Here is a 14,885-nt window from a genome sequence, read left to right as displayed (position 1 = left end):
AATTAAATGTTTTAATTTAGTGTATTCATTTATTAAATGAATGATAGTGAGCTACTATTTGCACAAACCTGATATGCATGCCGCTTTTTAGTATCCAGCTATCCTACTGTTATTGCATAGATTTCTTTATCATCAGCACGGCGTCCACTTTACGTAATTACCGTAACACGCATGCATGTAAGCCGCACACCTATCAATTTAGAATCCCACTACAACGATGATGAGCAGTGATAAAACAAATAGACTGTTGTACGACCTAGATTTATTGCGTGCCCTGTTGGCCGTCGTAGAATGTGGCAGCTTTACCAGTGCCGCTACCCGCCTGCACTCTACCCAATCCACAGTCAGCCAAAAGATTAGGCGCTTAGAAGAACAAGCCGGACACCGCCTACTAGAACGCAATAACCAAGGCATAGCCACCACTGAGATGGGGCAAACCTTGCTAGGCTATGCCCGACAAATGCTGATGCTCAATGATCAAATGTCAGAGGCACTGTCAGGCGCACAAATTACGGTGACAGCACGTTTAGGCGTGCCAGAAGATTTTGCCAGTGGCCGTACTATGCAAGCGTTGGCCTCGTTTAACCGACGCTACCCACAAGTACGTTTAGAAGTCACCAGTGGGCTAAGCCGTGACTTGCTTTTAGATTACGACCAAGGTGATCTGGACCTTATTCTGATTAAGCAGCGCCACCATAACCGTGCTGCAGTGGCTCTACTGCCCGAGCATACGGCATGGGTAGACAGTGCCTCCCACCCCGTATTTCACCTAGATCCCATTCCACTCGTTACTTTCCCACATCGAGGGGTATACCGAGAGGAAATTATCAGTGCAGTAGAGTCCTTAGGTCGCCGCTGGCGCATCAGTTTTACTAGCTCTAGTTTGAGCGGCATCCAAGGCGCTGTTGCGCACGGTATGGGCATCAGCTTATTGCCGCGCCGCGCTGTCACCAGTCAGCACATAGAGCTGGGCGCCGCTCAAGGGCTACCCAGTATTGATGCCTTTGAATTGGCGATTTTGCATCGGCCTAATACCGACCCCATGATTAAAGCATTGGCACAAGTATTGATTGCCGTACTCAGCCCTGAGGAAATCAATGCCAACGCAGAAATATTGTCCCCCGAGGCTGTGCATAAGTTTGAGGACAACGCGTGAATGTCTAGTGCTAAGCCTGTTAGCACTTAGCTTTCAACATAGTTGATCAAAAAATGCCCAGATGACAGTAGTGTCGTCTGGGCATTTTTGATTTGTATGCTGCTTATTTAGAACGAAGCACGTACATCGATAAATAAGGAACGACCATGCTCATTGTACGTACGAGCACCAGCACTGTTAGTCACCGATGCTTGGTTACCATTACTTAAGCCATAACGATACAGTTTCTTATCAAAGAAGTTGTTCACACCGGCTTTCACATACACGTTTTTGCTGATTTCGTAACCGGCGCTAAAGCCTACCAATGCGTAAGGATTCAGCGATGGGCCAGACACGTCTGTGCCTTTACGGATATCAAAGTCGGCAGCCTCTTGTTTGCCATACCATGTCACATTAGCTTGTAAGGTAAGTTTTTCAGTAGGCATCCAACGTACATAGCTGTTCACGGTGTACTTAGGAATAATACTTAACGGCTGATTGTAGGTTTTGTCTTTGGATTCCAACATATAAGTAAAGTTGGTGTTCCAATCTACTGTATCGCTTAGCGGCATGGACAGATTACCTTCCAAGCCAGACACTACCGCTTTAGGCGTATTTTCCCATTTCAAAATATCTGCAGGGCCACGACCGTTGGTGACCGTGCCATAAGACTCTACCCCAGCCATGATTTTGTTTTTGTAATCATTGCGGAAATAGGTCAAGCTAGTGCTTAACTCACCGTCATCGTAGGCAATACCAATTTCTTTGTTGATGCTGGTTTCGCTTTTCAGGTCATCATTACCCTGCAAGTAGCAACCACCAGTAGAGTAGCCAGGCCGGCAACCAATACCTTGGCTGTACAACAAGTAATTTGGATTAGATTGGTACATGCTAGGTGCTTTATAGGCACGAGCTATACCCCCTTTTACCGACCAGAAATCACCCAATGCGTAAGAAGCTGTTAAACCTGGGCTTACGTTGAAACCGAACTCTTCGTGCTGATTAAAACGTATGGTGGGAATCAGCGTGAAATCAGGGCTGATACGCATATTGTTTTCTACATACAGCGCACCACTGGTATACGTGGTTTTCGTTTTACCATTACGCCCAGCAAGGCCAGATGGCTCCCAACTATTTCCTCCCACCATCAACGAACGCAAGCTACCTGGATCATTCAACGATTCATGTAAAAGCTCGCCTCCCACTGTTAGCATTTGATCCATGCCACCAGCCATGAATGGGATATTCACCTCGCCGTCTAATCGTGACTCTTTGAGTACGCTGTTGTAGCGCAAGTCTTGGCCAGACGTACCTTGTCCTGACAAGAATGCTCCTTCAGGCCCACCAAACAAACCCTCAGTGCCTCGGTTATTACGCGTGTAGCTATAGCTGGCCTCTAAACGCGAAGTACCCCATGACCAGTCGCCATGATGGCTTAAGCCCACCGTATTACGATAGACAATGGTAGTTTCGGAATTAAAAAGCTCTGAAGCAGGGATAAAGTTCCCACCATTTTCGGTACTGCTACCGATGGTGTTTTGCGTATCTCCCGAATACAGGTCACTTTTTCTACTGCTACCAAAACTCAGCTCTAGGCGCTGCTCTGATGTAAGATCTAACGCCAATAAACCATTAATATATTTATCACGCACACCTGTTTTGCCGGAAGCATCCACGAAACCGTTCTTCTCAGGTGCATGGCCTTTATTAATGTCTATGGCGTCAGGTTGAGTCTTGCTATAGCCCCCATACACCCTAAACCCGAGGCGGTCGCTGATAGGGCCTGACAAATTGAAGTTGGTACGCCAGTTATCACCCTCTTTACCGTCTTCTTGTATCTGCCTAAATGCTGTCACCGAACCATGGAACTCATCCGTAGGGCGTTTGGTGATGATGTTCACCACACCACCCATCGCACCAGAGCCATAACGCGCCGCCGCTGGGCCGCGCAATACTTCTACACGCTCAATCGCTTCGGGTGGTACCCAACCAGTATCGCCGTCAGTATCTCGCTCGCCGGTCCAACCTTGGCGTGATGCATTGCGTGATGTGGCTGGTTTTCCGTCGATCAACACCATGGTGTTATCGGGGCCCATGCCACGTATATCAATTTGTCGGCGATTACCGCGCATACCAGAATTGGCACTGCCGGTTAAGTTCACGCCGGGTTCTTTACGCAAGATATCGGTCAAATCCGTCACGGATGGATTTTTCTCTATATCTTCGGAGGTAATAATGGAAACGCCTAGAGACTCTTTTAATTCTTCTTCGGCGGTGCTTAGCACCTTAATGCTTTCCAACTGCTGCACCGGCTGAGCCAACACAGGGGCTGCCACGCTTAAGCAAGATAAAGCTGCTATTACCCCGCCTAACGTCTGATTTGATTTGAACGTCACGATATTTTCCGTAATAAAAACTACAGCACATCAACTGAATGTTAATGATAGTAATTCCTATTACGGATATTATAGAGAGTATAACTACCTAAAACCCACTATTTGGCTGATAAAAGCAACAGTTCTCATTTAGATTATGGCGTGAGGTTCACCATTACACCAATCACCAGTGCATTTGCTAAGTCGATGAAAAACCCACACACCAGTGGCACCACAATGAAGGCTTTGTGGGCAGCACCATACTGCTGTGTTACCGCAGTCATGTTGGCAATCGCCGTTGCGGTAGAGCCTAAAGTAATCCCACCAAAGCCTGCGCACATCACTGCAGACTCGTAGTCTTTACCCATGACACGAAAGACCACCACGAAGATAAACAGCACAACCAAGGCTACTTGAATCAGCATACATACCAGCATAAAACCCAACACTGGTTGTAGCGTCCACAACTGTAGCCCCATCAATGCCATGGTGATGAAACCACCCAAACAAATGTCAGAGATAAGCGCCAAACCAGGCTGCATAATGGGCCATCGCCACATTCTGCCTTGACGCTCTAATGTGCTTAACGTGCCTATGGCCCGAATCACAATACCGGCCACCAAACACCCTACAAACTCAGGCAGCACCACGGGGCTTTGCGCCAAGCCTTGGTTGATGAAACCACCCACAATCAATGCCATGTTCAACCAGAACAAGGCCATCAACACACCGTAATAGTCGATACGGGCGACTTTTTCCTCTTTGTGCATGCTACCCACTTCCAACTCTATGCTCTCGGAAGGAGTGAGCTTATATTTGCCAATCAAGGCCGCAGCAATAGGACCACCAATCACACATGCAGCAATCAAGCCTATGGTATTCGCCGCCAAGCCCAGCTCTTTAGCATTGGCAATGCCTAGGTTATCGGTAAAGTACTCCGTCCACGACAAGGTGGTGGCCACTCCACCAGTCAGCGAAATAGAGCCCAGCATCAGTCCTGCACGCGGATCCAAACCAAAGACTTGCGCTAAGCCCATGCCTGTCATGTTCTGCAGCACCATGAAGCAGACCGATAGCCCTGTCAGTATCGCTAACGGCCTGCCACCACTGGCCAACGAACGTATATCGGTATTTAGGCCAATACCCGCAAAGAAATACAGCAACAGCACGTCGCGCAGGCGTAAATCAAAATCTATGGTGAGCCCCAAACCATAAAAAATGACGCATGTCGTCACAGCACACAACAACCCACCCACCAAGGACTCAGGAATACTGTAGGCACGCAAAAAATTGATGCGGGCTACCAATCCCTTACCAATAAACAGCAACAAAATTGTCAGCGTAAAGCTTTGAAAAGAATCGACCTGCATTGCACGAAACTCCTTGGTGATAACAGGCAGTTAGTTAGGTCGCGCTATGCTACCACCAAGTTATACGTTTCAATCTGCTGATTATTTGCTGATGACAATCTTTGTTGGTCCTACAAACAAAAACCCCATCTTTGTTAGTAAAGATGGGGTTTTGTGTTTTGCCCTCACAGGCAAAAAAGCGACGTTTTTATACAGCTTGCGCCAAACGTGCCAGAACTTGCTCACGTCCTAACAAGGCCAATACAGCATCAATCGCTGGGGTTTGTTTGCGACCTGTTACGGCCACGCGCAGCGGAATACCCAGTTTAGGCATTTTGATGCCGTGGGCTTCTAGTGTGTCTTTGATGACCTGAGCCAAGGCTTCGGTATTCCACTCTGTCAACGCCACCGCCTTTTCAGCAAAGGTCGCCAACACAGCGCGGGACTCTTCGGTCAGCGCTTCAGCTTGCAACTCGGCTGGCGCTGGCGTAAACGCGCTGCAGAACAACAATGCACCTTCAGCCAAATCATTCAAGGTTTCAGCACGGTCTTTAATCAGGGCCAATACGGCTGGCAACTGGTTAACGTTAGCCGCTGGATCCAGCTTCAACACACGTGGAGCCACCACAGCAGCCAACGCGTCGTTATCGGTTTGCTTGATGTAATGTGCGTTCACCCAGTTCAGTTTCTTAGGATCCCACTGTGATGCGGAACGGCTCAGGCTGCGCGTATCAAACCACTCAATCAATTGCTCACGGCTGAACAGTTCGTTATCACCGTGGCTCCAACCCAAACGTGCCAAGTAGTTCACCATAGCGTCAGGCAAGTAACCTTGGGTGTCGTAATCCATGATGTTCACAGCACCGTGGCGTTTGGACAGTTTCTCGCCATCTGGGCCCAAAATCATAGGCACGTGACCGTACTCAGGTACCGTTGCACCCAAGGCTTGCAAGATAGTGATCTGACGTGGCGTGTTATTCACGTGATCGTCACCGCGAATCACGTGAGTAATGTTCATATCCCAGTCATCTACCACCACGCAGAAGTTGTACGTAGGGGTGCCATCAGGACGCGCAATGATCAGATCATCCAGCTCAGAGTTGCTGAAGCTGATGCGGCCTTTCACCATGTCGTCCCACGCTGTTACGCCTTCTTGTGGGCATTTGAAACGCACTACCGGTTTGCGATCAGCAGGAATAGCCGGCAATGTTTTGCCTGCTTCAGGACGCCATGTACCGTCGTAACGAGGTTTCATGCCCAACGCACGCGCTTTCTCGCGCATGGCCTCTACTTCTTCTGGTGTGCTGTAGCAGTAGTAAGCCGTACCGTTTTCTAGCATCTGCGCGATGATTTCTTGGTAACGCTCAATACGCTGCATTTGGTAGAACGGGCCTTCATCGGCATGCATGCCCAACCAGCTCATACCATCAATAATGGCCTGCACTGCCTCCGGTGTAGAACGCTCCAGATCCGTATCTTCAATACGCAGCACAAAAGTACCTTTGTGATGGCGTGCAAATGCCCAGGAAAACAAAGCAGTTCTCGCCCCGCCCAAGTGCAAAAAGCCGGTTGGTGAAGGAGCAAAGCGTGTTCTAACAGTGGAGGTGGTCATAGCGATTTCAACGTAATTCCAAATAAATACAGACGCTGTAGCGTCTGACTACACCGTATTTTAAGCCAGTATTCATATTCTCGTTAGGCACTGTGTTTTTTTGTTGTGGTATGCCACACATAGCTCTATCACTCGCTCAAACAGAACCACTTATTTACGCGCTTTGTTACTCGACAATGTTATTTCAACCTTCAACTTGATGAAATCTTGATATTTGCTTGATATATCACTACCAAGCGCCTTTCTACAATTTGCCTACATTCTCCTTACTACGCTGACATCTTCAGCACACAAGACGAGTCGCTCACACTATGTATTGGCAAATTCTCTTTTTCAGCATCAGCACCTATGTATGCCTAAGTCTCTCCAGACTGCTGCTGAGTCTTTGGCAACACAAACGGGTTCAGAGCGCCGGCGGTTTGCTGCCTATTATGCTAGGTGGTTTGCGCGTTGATACCACTACGGTAGGTTTTATCGTGGCGTTGCCCCTACTGTTTGCACCTTGGTTCAACCACGTACTGTGGGCACAGCAAGTTACCGCTGTATTTCTAGGCGTGACATGGCTACTCGTGCTCTTGCCTGAGTTATCCAGCATGCAATTCATCTTGGAATACGATGTACGTCCAAACCGTCTGTACACCGACTATCTGAAACACCCAAAAGAAGTGGCTGGCATGTTGTGGCAAGGTTATAAATTGCCCGTGATCGGAGCCTTAGTCTTATTGGCAGCCCTATGTTATGCCGGTAGTGCCGTGTTTGGCCGCACCTTCCCCTTAGCACAATCGTTTAGCTGGCCTGTTGCCTTAGGTTTAAGCTTGGCAGGTGCTGCTGTGTCGTTCTTGGCCATTCGTGGCACGCTGCGTCACCGCCCCCTGAACCCTTCTACCGTTGCATATTGCGGTGACTGCTTGTTGAATAGCTTGGCACTAAACTCCACCTATAACGTGGCCTATGCCTTGTACAGCCTGAAAAACGAGCGTTCGGCGGCTGATCTGTATGGTGATTTACCTACTGCAGACATGCAGCGCTTGGTACTGGAGCAAGCGGGTATCCAAAGCACCAATCCCAATCTGCCTAGCGTGCACCAGCACATTGCTAACCACTCGCACGCCAGACCGTTGAATATCGTCATCATTGTGGAAGAAAGCTTAGGTGCCCAGTTTGTGGGTAACTTGGGCGGGCAAGACCTCACTCCGCATTTAGACAAACTGTCTACCGAAGGTTGGAATTTCCGCAGAGCCTATGCCACCGGCACACGTTCAGTTCGTGGTTTGGAAGCGCTGGTATGTGGCTTCCCCCCTTCTGCCTCCGATGCTGTGCTGCGTCTTTCCGGTGCTCAACAGAACTTCTTCACCTTGGCACAAGGCTTAAAACCCTTGGGATACCGTTCGCACTTTGTGTATGGCGGCGAAGCGCACTTTGACAACATGAAAGGCTTTTTCATGGGCAACGGCTTTGACGAGCTGCATGAACGCGCTCAGTTCAAAGACCCTGCGTTTGTAGGCACATGGGGTGCTAGCGACGAAGACATGTTCAATAAAGTGCATGACATTCTGAGCCAAGCTAACGACACCCCTACCCTATGTTTGGCTTTTTCTGTCAGCAACCACTCGCCTTGGGAATACCCAAGCGGCCGCATCACTCCTGAAGGTGAAGCTGCTAGCGTACAAAATACCGTGCGTTATGCCGACTGGGCGATTGGCCAGTTCTTTGAACGCGCCAAACAAGAAAGTTACTGGGAAAACACCGTGTTCTTGGTGGCTGCTGACCATGACGCCCGTGTCGGTGGTGCCGATGCAATCCCACTGCGCCACTTCCATATTCCTGCATTGATTTTGGGTGGCTCTATTGCCGCCAGACAAGACGACCGCATCATCAGCCAAATCGACTTGCCTGTCACGTTGTTATCGTTAGCCGATGCCTCTATTGTGCACCCGATGATTGGTCAAGATTTGACCAAACGTCAGACCGTACAACGCGCCATCATGCAATACGGCGAGAATTTTGGCTACCTGTATCAAGACTTGTTGACGGTATTGGAACCTGGCAAAAAACATCGCCAATTCACCTATACCGCCCCCGCTGAATATCAGGTAGTAGAAACACGCCAGCAAGCGCTGGAAACCGCTAAAGCCTATGCGCTATGGCCTACCTATATGTATGACTCTCGTAGCTATACCGTACCTACTACCAACGATGTTCAAAACACTTATTCCCACCCTCTCAGCGTCGCTGCTGAGTAGTGTGACCGCGACGCTGCTGCATATCTGTGTGTTTTACGGTTTGCTGCAGCACTCGGTTCCCGCCCAAACGGCGACCTTTATTGGAGCGATTAGCGGTGCTGTTCTGAACTATATGTGTCAATACCATTTGGTGTATCGCAGCACGCGAGCCCACCGTTCAGCGGTACTGAGATACCTGCTGCTGGTCTGCACCAACATTGCATTGAACTCACTTATTTTTCAGGGGCTAACCATACTGCTACCTACGCTCCACCCGTTATTACTACAAGCGCTCACAAGCGCCAGCCTTGCCACACTTAATTTATTTGCTTATCAGAGGATCATCTTTCATGAACGCTCCTGCTGAACCCTGGAGAACACTGCATACATCATCAGCGAAAATGCTGAGCGTAGTGATCCCACTCTACAACGAAGCAGCGGTACTGCCGCTATTGATTCCCCGTTTGTTGGCCATTTTGCAAACCACTGGTTTACGTCACGAAATCGTGTTTGTGGATGACGGCAGCCAAGACAACAGCCTTACTCTGCTACGCCAAGCCGTCACTCAAGGACTGCCATTACGCATCGTTGTTCTAAGCCGTAACTTTGGTAAAGAAGCCGCAGTAAGCGCTGGTTTGGAACATTGCAAAGGCGATGCCGTCATTGTGATGGACGCCGACTTGCAAGACCCACCTGAACTGATCCCCGACATGGTATTAGCATGGGCAGCAGGTGCCGATGTAGTCACCATGAAACGTCGTACTCGTCAGGGCGATTCTTGGCTAAAACGCAGCACCGCACACTTGTACTATCGCCTACTGAACCGCATGAGCAGCATTAGTATTCCTGCTGATACGGGCGACTTCAGATTGATGTCCAGACAGGTGATTGACGCTATCTTGCAATTGCCGGAGCGCAACCGCTACAACAAAGGCTTGTTTGCATGGGTGGGCTTTAACACTCACGTCATTGAGTATGACCGTGCTCCACGCCCTGCTGGTCAAAGCAAGTGGAACTACCTGCATCTTTGCAACTTGGCGCTGGATGGTATTACCTCATTCTCGTCCGCCCCATTACGCTTAATTTTGCTCAGTGGCTTGCTCATTTTCATCGGCAGCATGATCACCGGTGTATGGCTACTAGTAGAGCATTTATACATGGGTACACCCGTCACCACCCTGACCTTAGGCATTTTGCTATTGGGTATGTTCAGTGGCTTGCAATTGAGTGCCTTGGGCTTGGTGGGTGACTACGTGGGCAAAGCCTATTTAGAAACCAAACAACGCCCTGTATTCCTGATCAAAGGCGTGATTGGCGCCGACACATCACTGCTATCGTCTTATCAACAAGACTATAAACATGCCTCACACATCTAACAGCGTGTCTCGTACACTGTGGTCGCTTCTGCTGTTTACACTGTGTAGTCAGTTAGTAATCATGTGGGCATTGCCGTATGCCGACAGCTCTGAACCTCGCTATGCGGCTATCGCCCAAATCATGGCGCAAAGCAATGATTGGATTACACCGTGGTTTTCTCCAGATGTCCCTTTTTGGGGTAAACCCCCCCTGTCATTCTGGGCGCAAGCCTTGTCGTTCAAGGTGTTTGGCATCAACGAGTTTACGGGCAGGCTACCTTCATGGTTAGTAAATATCGCCATTACCGCGCTGATTATGCATGGCACACGCTGCCTCATGCAGCTGCAACCGCATCTTACCCGCGCCCAGTCTTACACGCCGCTACTGGCTGCGGTGATCTACAACACCATGTGTTTGGCATTCAGCAATGCCGGTGCCGTACTTACTGACCCTTATTTGAATGTGGGGCTAAGCCTCAGCATGGTGGCGTTGCTACAGCAAGCAACGCAACCGTCTAAAGCATGGGGCTGGGCATTTTTTGTGGGACTGAGCATAGGTATGCTCGCTAAAGGCCCGCTAGCACTGGTGTTTTGCTTTACCCCCTTAGTGCTGCTGGCTTTCTTCAGACGTCGCTTTGTGCTGAATCTACTGCGTCGCCTACCATGGGTAAGTGGCACACTGCTGTTTTGTGCGCTGTCCCTGCCTTGGTATATCTTGGCTGAGCTCAAAACACCCGGCTTTCTGAATTACTTTTTGATCGGTGAGCACATCAGCCGTTTCTTGGTGCCCGGCTGGCAAGGCGACTTGTACGGTACAGCCCATAAAGCCCCGTTAGGCAGTATCTGGATTTCGCTGTTCCCCGCTACTTTCCCGTGGGGATTACTCAGTCTGTGCTTGCTGATTAAAGCGTGGCACAAACATGGTTTACGCGCCTTTATGTCGCTACCTACCTGTAGCCTGTACCTGTTTATTTTGGCGCTGTTTCCCGCGATATTCTTTACCGCAGCCGGCAACATCTTATGGACGTATTTGTTACCTGGTTTAGCCCCTCTGGCTATCTTGACGGCGTATTACTGCCCTCCTATCAACCGCCCTATCCAGCGTATAGTTACGGCCTCTACGGCATTAGTCCCTATGGCCGGGCTCGTGTTGGCAGGCTTCAGCTTACAGGATGTCACCATTACCAAGACTGAACGCCCTATTGTCCAAGCATTTTTAGCGCGTGCCACACCTAGCGATACCTTATACTTCGTAAGCAAACCTACCTTTTCCGCTAGGTTTTACAGTCAGGAGCGCACCGCATCAATAGATCCGGCAGTCTTTAACAGCAACGACAAAGCTGCTGCCCCTCGATTTGTTGTGATCGCGAACGACAATACCCAAACGTTGAAAACCATAACAGACCAGCCCTACACCGCTATTGCTTATTCCAAGCGTTATCAGTTATTTATGCGTTCACAACCTTGATATGACACAAAACTTTGGCAAAATCCGCTTGTTGATCGTTGAAGACAATGTTTCTCTGGCTGAAAATCTGTTTGAATACTTTAATGATGAATCGCAGTACTCTCCTGATTTTGCCTCGGATGGGCTCACTGCGTTACACCTGCTAGCCACTAACCAATATGACGTGATTGTGTTGGATGTGATGCTACCCGGTATTAACGGCTTTGAAATTAGCCAACGGGTACGCCACGACTTACGTTGCTGCACACCCATCATCCTGATTACAGCCAAAGACCATATTGATGACAAAACTCAGGGGTTTAATGCAGGCGTAGATGACTATCTGGTCAAACCCTTTGACCTTAAAGAACTTAGCCTACGTGTACAGGCTTTGGCCCGTCGTAGAACAGTATCATCAGACCCCTTGCTGCACTTTAAAGACGTCAGCTTTGACCCCGATACGTACACAGTGTTTATGCAAAAAGAGCGTGTAGGTACGTTAACGGGTTACAGCGCGAAGATTTTTGAGGTGCTATTACGTGCCTATCCCAGACCGGTCACCCATGAACAATTGGTGGAGCAAGTATGGGATGGCCGAGCCACTGAACACCATACGGTACGCACACACGTATATGCGCTACGTAAACAGCTCACCGAGTTCACCCAGCAGCCGCTAGTGAAAACACTGCACGGGCGGGGCTACATTTTGCACACGGCTGAGTAACCCATGAAAAGCATTTCCTCTAGAATTTACAAAGCCCTGTTTGCACTCTCGGTCATCAGCATGCTGGTGACTGTCATTACTGTGCTGCTGACCAATGAAAACCTAGAGGATGTCTTACTGGGTGCAGAGGCAGACCACATTCCGCCTGAACTTTTAAATGCTCAACATCAGCAAAACCTGTTCATTTGGGATGGATCACTGAACAAAATTGCCTTTGTGCCTACTGGTACTCCTATACCTGAAGCATTACCCGCCCCTTTTTCACCTACGGATCAACACACTAAGGCAGAAGTCACTCTGGGCAATAAGACCTATCTGATCAATGTAGAACAGACTGAGCAAGGCACTCTGTACTGGGCACGTGACATTACCGCTTTCGAAGAGCGCGAATCAGACTTATTGCTTACCGTCGCCGCCATCATGATAGGGATGGTACTGCTGAGTTTGCTACTGGCGTACTGGAGCAGCCGCAAACTGATTTCGCCACTGAAAACACTGAGCGAACAAATTGCCTCGTTGCCCACTGGAAAAAAAATCCCACCCTTGGATTTACATTACCAAGACAAGGAACTGCATCACATTGCCGTGACCATGAACTTATTTCTGACTGAAATAGAGTCCTTCATTGCTCGTGAGCAGCAGCTACTTAGCTTAGCCAGTCACGAACTACGCACGCCTATTGCAGTGGTGTCGGGTGCCTTAGATGTGATTGAGCACCGTAATCAGTTATCACCTAACGATAAACAGACATTGCTGCGAATTCGTCGTGCGTCGGCGGAAATGGCGGATAACGTGGATGCGCTGCTGAAACTGTCGCGCCAAGACGCCCAAGATATTCCTATAGAATCCATTGCGCTGACGCAAACTGTACAAGAGATTATCCAAGATACATCGCACTTTTATGACACCAACCAACGGGTATCGTTGCAAGCGCCGTCCTCAGAAGTACTACTCATCAGCAACCCTGTGTTGGTCAGAATTTTGCTGCGTAATCTGATACACAATGCCTTACAGCACACCAGCGGCCCCATCACCATCACCTTAGAACACACACACATAGGCATCTGTGACCAAGGTACTGGGCTGCCTGTGACTAGATTATCTACCACCCCACCTCAAAAAGGCAGTAGCGGTCTTGGACTCTACATCGTGACCTTATTGTGTGAGAAGCTGGGCTGGGATTTACACATACAGCACGATGCCAATGGCCATTGCGTCTACATACATTACGCTGACGCCAGCCCGCAAGGAACAAAGGCCTGTTGTTAAACAGGCCTTTGAATGGTTTATAGCGCTTTTAATATCTGCTCTACCGTTGCTTTGGCATCCCCAAAACACATGAACGAGTTCTCGTTATAGAACAGCGGATTTTGCACGCCTGCATAACCGGAGTTCATAGAGCGTTTGAACACAATCACGTTTTGTGCCTCCCACACATGCAATACCGGCATGCCAGCTATAGGGCTGTGCGGGTCAGTAGCGGCTGCTGGGTTCACCGTATCGTTAGCACCGATCACCAACACCACATCCGTATTGGCGAAGTCATCGTTGATTTCGTCCATTTCTAACACGATGTCGTAAGGTACGCGAGCCTCAGCCAACAAGACGTTCATGTGTCCCGGCAAACGCCCCGCTACAGGGTGTATGCCAAAGCGCACCGTTACCCCTTTTTGGCGCAAAAACTCGGTGATCTCAGACACCGCATTTTGTGCGTGAGCCACTGCCATACCGTAACCGGGGGTGATGATGACAGAGCGTGCATTTTTCAGCATATCAGCCACGTCGGCAGGCTGGATTTCGCGGTGCTCGCCAGTTTGCTCGGCGCTATCTGACGCTCCACTTTCGGTGCCAAAACCGCCCGCAATCACTGACAAAAATGAGCGATTCATGGCTTTACACATGATGTACGACAGAATCGCACCCGACGAACCCACCAACGCCCCCGTCACAATTAGCAGGTCGTTTTCTAGCATGAACCCAGCTGCCGCTGCTGCCCACCCAGAGTAAGAGTTCAGCATAGACACCACTACGGGCATATCCGCACCACCAATAGAGGCCACCAAGTGCCATCCAAAAGCTAGCGCAATCAGCGTCATCAACAGCAAGGCAATGGTAGAACCATCGGCACTCACAAACACCAATAACAACAAGAACGCGACCACCAACGCAGCCAAATTCAGCTTATGTTTATGCGGCAACACTAAAGGTTTACTGGAAATACGGCCATTTAACTTACCAAACGCCACCAACGACCCTGTAAATGTCACAGCACCAATAAACACACCCACAAACACTTCTACTAAGTGAATAGTGTGCATATCAGGGGATACGCTGTCGGCATTGGCGTAGCTGTTATAGCCCACCAATACGGCTGCCAACCCCACAAAGCTGTGCAGTAATGCAATCAGCTCAGGCATCTGGGTCATTTCTACGCGCTGAGCACGGATCAGGCCAATAGCTGCACCAATGAGCATGGCCAGAATAATCCAGCCAAAACCAGAGGCTTGATCGCTGAAAACTGTCGCGATCAACGCCAGCGTCATGCCAGCCACACCAAAGTAATTACCGCTACGTGCGGTTTCCTGCTTGGACAAACGCGCCAAACTCAGGATGAACATCAATGCTGCGATGATATAAGCAGCTGTTACTAGACCTTGAGACATTTC

General features: G+C 49.3%; 11 protein-coding genes. 7 read left to right on the top strand and 4 right to left on the bottom strand.

Annotated elements, in window-relative coordinates:
* The first annotated feature begins 217 nt into the window (after positions 1-217).
* Positions 218-1,156 (top strand): LysR family transcriptional regulator, encoded by a 939-nt coding sequence (locus AC3QL0_RS02095; protein WP_493009858.1) that lies wholly within the window; start codon positions 218-220, stop codon positions 1,154-1,156.
* A 107-nt stretch (positions 1,157-1,263) separates the two neighbouring features.
* Here AC3QL0_RS02095 and AC3QL0_RS02090 read toward each other — a convergent pair whose 3' ends face one another.
* From AC3QL0_RS02090 to gltX, 3 genes are all read right to left on the bottom strand, one after another.
* Positions 1,264-3,531: a FepA family TonB-dependent siderophore receptor gene (locus AC3QL0_RS02090; RefSeq protein WP_493009857.1), complete on the bottom strand. Its 2,268-nt coding sequence runs from the start codon at positions 3,529-3,531 to the stop codon at positions 1,264-1,266.
* A 134-nt stretch (positions 3,532-3,665) separates the two neighbouring features.
* Positions 3,666-4,880 carry a sodium/glutamate symporter gene (gene gltS / locus AC3QL0_RS02085; protein ID WP_493009856.1) on the bottom strand — a complete coding sequence of 405 codons (1,215 nt, stop codon included), beginning with the start codon at positions 4,878-4,880 and terminating at the stop codon, positions 3,666-3,668.
* Positions 4,881-5,067: 187 nt separating this feature from the next.
* The gene (gene gltX / locus AC3QL0_RS02080; protein WP_493009855.1) at positions 5,068-6,471 is read right to left on the bottom strand and encodes a glutamate--tRNA ligase; all 1,404 of its coding nucleotides are present in this window, start codon (positions 6,469-6,471) and stop codon (positions 5,068-5,070) included.
* A gap of 311 nt (positions 6,472-6,782) precedes the next feature.
* Here gltX and AC3QL0_RS02075 point away from each other — a divergent pair, with 311 nt between their 5' ends.
* Genes AC3QL0_RS02075 through AC3QL0_RS02050 form a run of 6 tightly spaced genes read left to right on the top strand, consistent with a single transcriptional unit; the run spans position 6,783 to position 13,488 of the window.
* Positions 6,783-8,714 carry an LTA synthase family protein gene (locus AC3QL0_RS02075; protein ID WP_493009854.1) on the top strand — a complete coding sequence of 644 codons (1,932 nt, stop codon included), beginning with the start codon at positions 6,783-6,785 and terminating at the stop codon, positions 8,712-8,714.
* On the top strand, positions 8,608-9,060 hold the full coding sequence (locus AC3QL0_RS02070; RefSeq protein ID WP_493009853.1) for a GtrA family protein: 453 nt from the start codon (positions 8,608-8,610) through the stop codon (positions 9,058-9,060). Before AC3QL0_RS02075 ends, AC3QL0_RS02070 begins: the two co-directional genes overlap by 107 nt.
* Positions 9,044-10,069: a glycosyltransferase family 2 protein gene (locus AC3QL0_RS02065; protein WP_493009852.1), complete on the top strand. Its 1,026-nt coding sequence runs from the start codon at positions 9,044-9,046 to the stop codon at positions 10,067-10,069. Before AC3QL0_RS02070 ends, AC3QL0_RS02065 begins: the two co-directional genes overlap by 17 nt.
* Positions 10,053-11,516, top strand: coding sequence for an ArnT family glycosyltransferase (locus tag AC3QL0_RS02060; protein WP_493009851.1), 1,464 nt, complete (start codon positions 10,053-10,055; stop codon positions 11,514-11,516). The genes AC3QL0_RS02065 and AC3QL0_RS02060 overlap by 17 nt, the downstream gene beginning before the upstream one ends.
* Before the next feature lies 1 nt (position 11,517).
* Positions 11,518-12,219 (top strand): response regulator transcription factor, encoded by a 702-nt coding sequence (locus tag AC3QL0_RS02055; RefSeq protein ID WP_493009850.1) that lies wholly within the window; start codon positions 11,518-11,520, stop codon positions 12,217-12,219.
* A 3-nt stretch (positions 12,220-12,222) separates the two neighbouring features.
* Positions 12,223-13,488 carry a sensor histidine kinase gene (locus AC3QL0_RS02050; RefSeq protein WP_493009849.1) on the top strand — a complete coding sequence of 422 codons (1,266 nt, stop codon included), beginning with the start codon at positions 12,223-12,225 and terminating at the stop codon, positions 13,486-13,488.
* A 17-nt stretch (positions 13,489-13,505) separates the two neighbouring features.
* Here AC3QL0_RS02050 and pntB read toward each other — a convergent pair whose 3' ends face one another.
* Positions 13,506-14,882, bottom strand: coding sequence for a Re/Si-specific NAD(P)(+) transhydrogenase subunit beta (gene pntB, locus AC3QL0_RS02045; protein WP_493009848.1), 1,377 nt, complete (start codon positions 14,880-14,882; stop codon positions 13,506-13,508).
* Positions 14,883-14,885: the final 3 nt, after the last annotated feature.

The sequence above is a fragment of the Paenalcaligenes sp. GW821-LYS-B07-1 genome (genome assembly GCF_058803365.1).
This window is presented reverse-complemented; position numbering and strand designations above follow the sequence as displayed.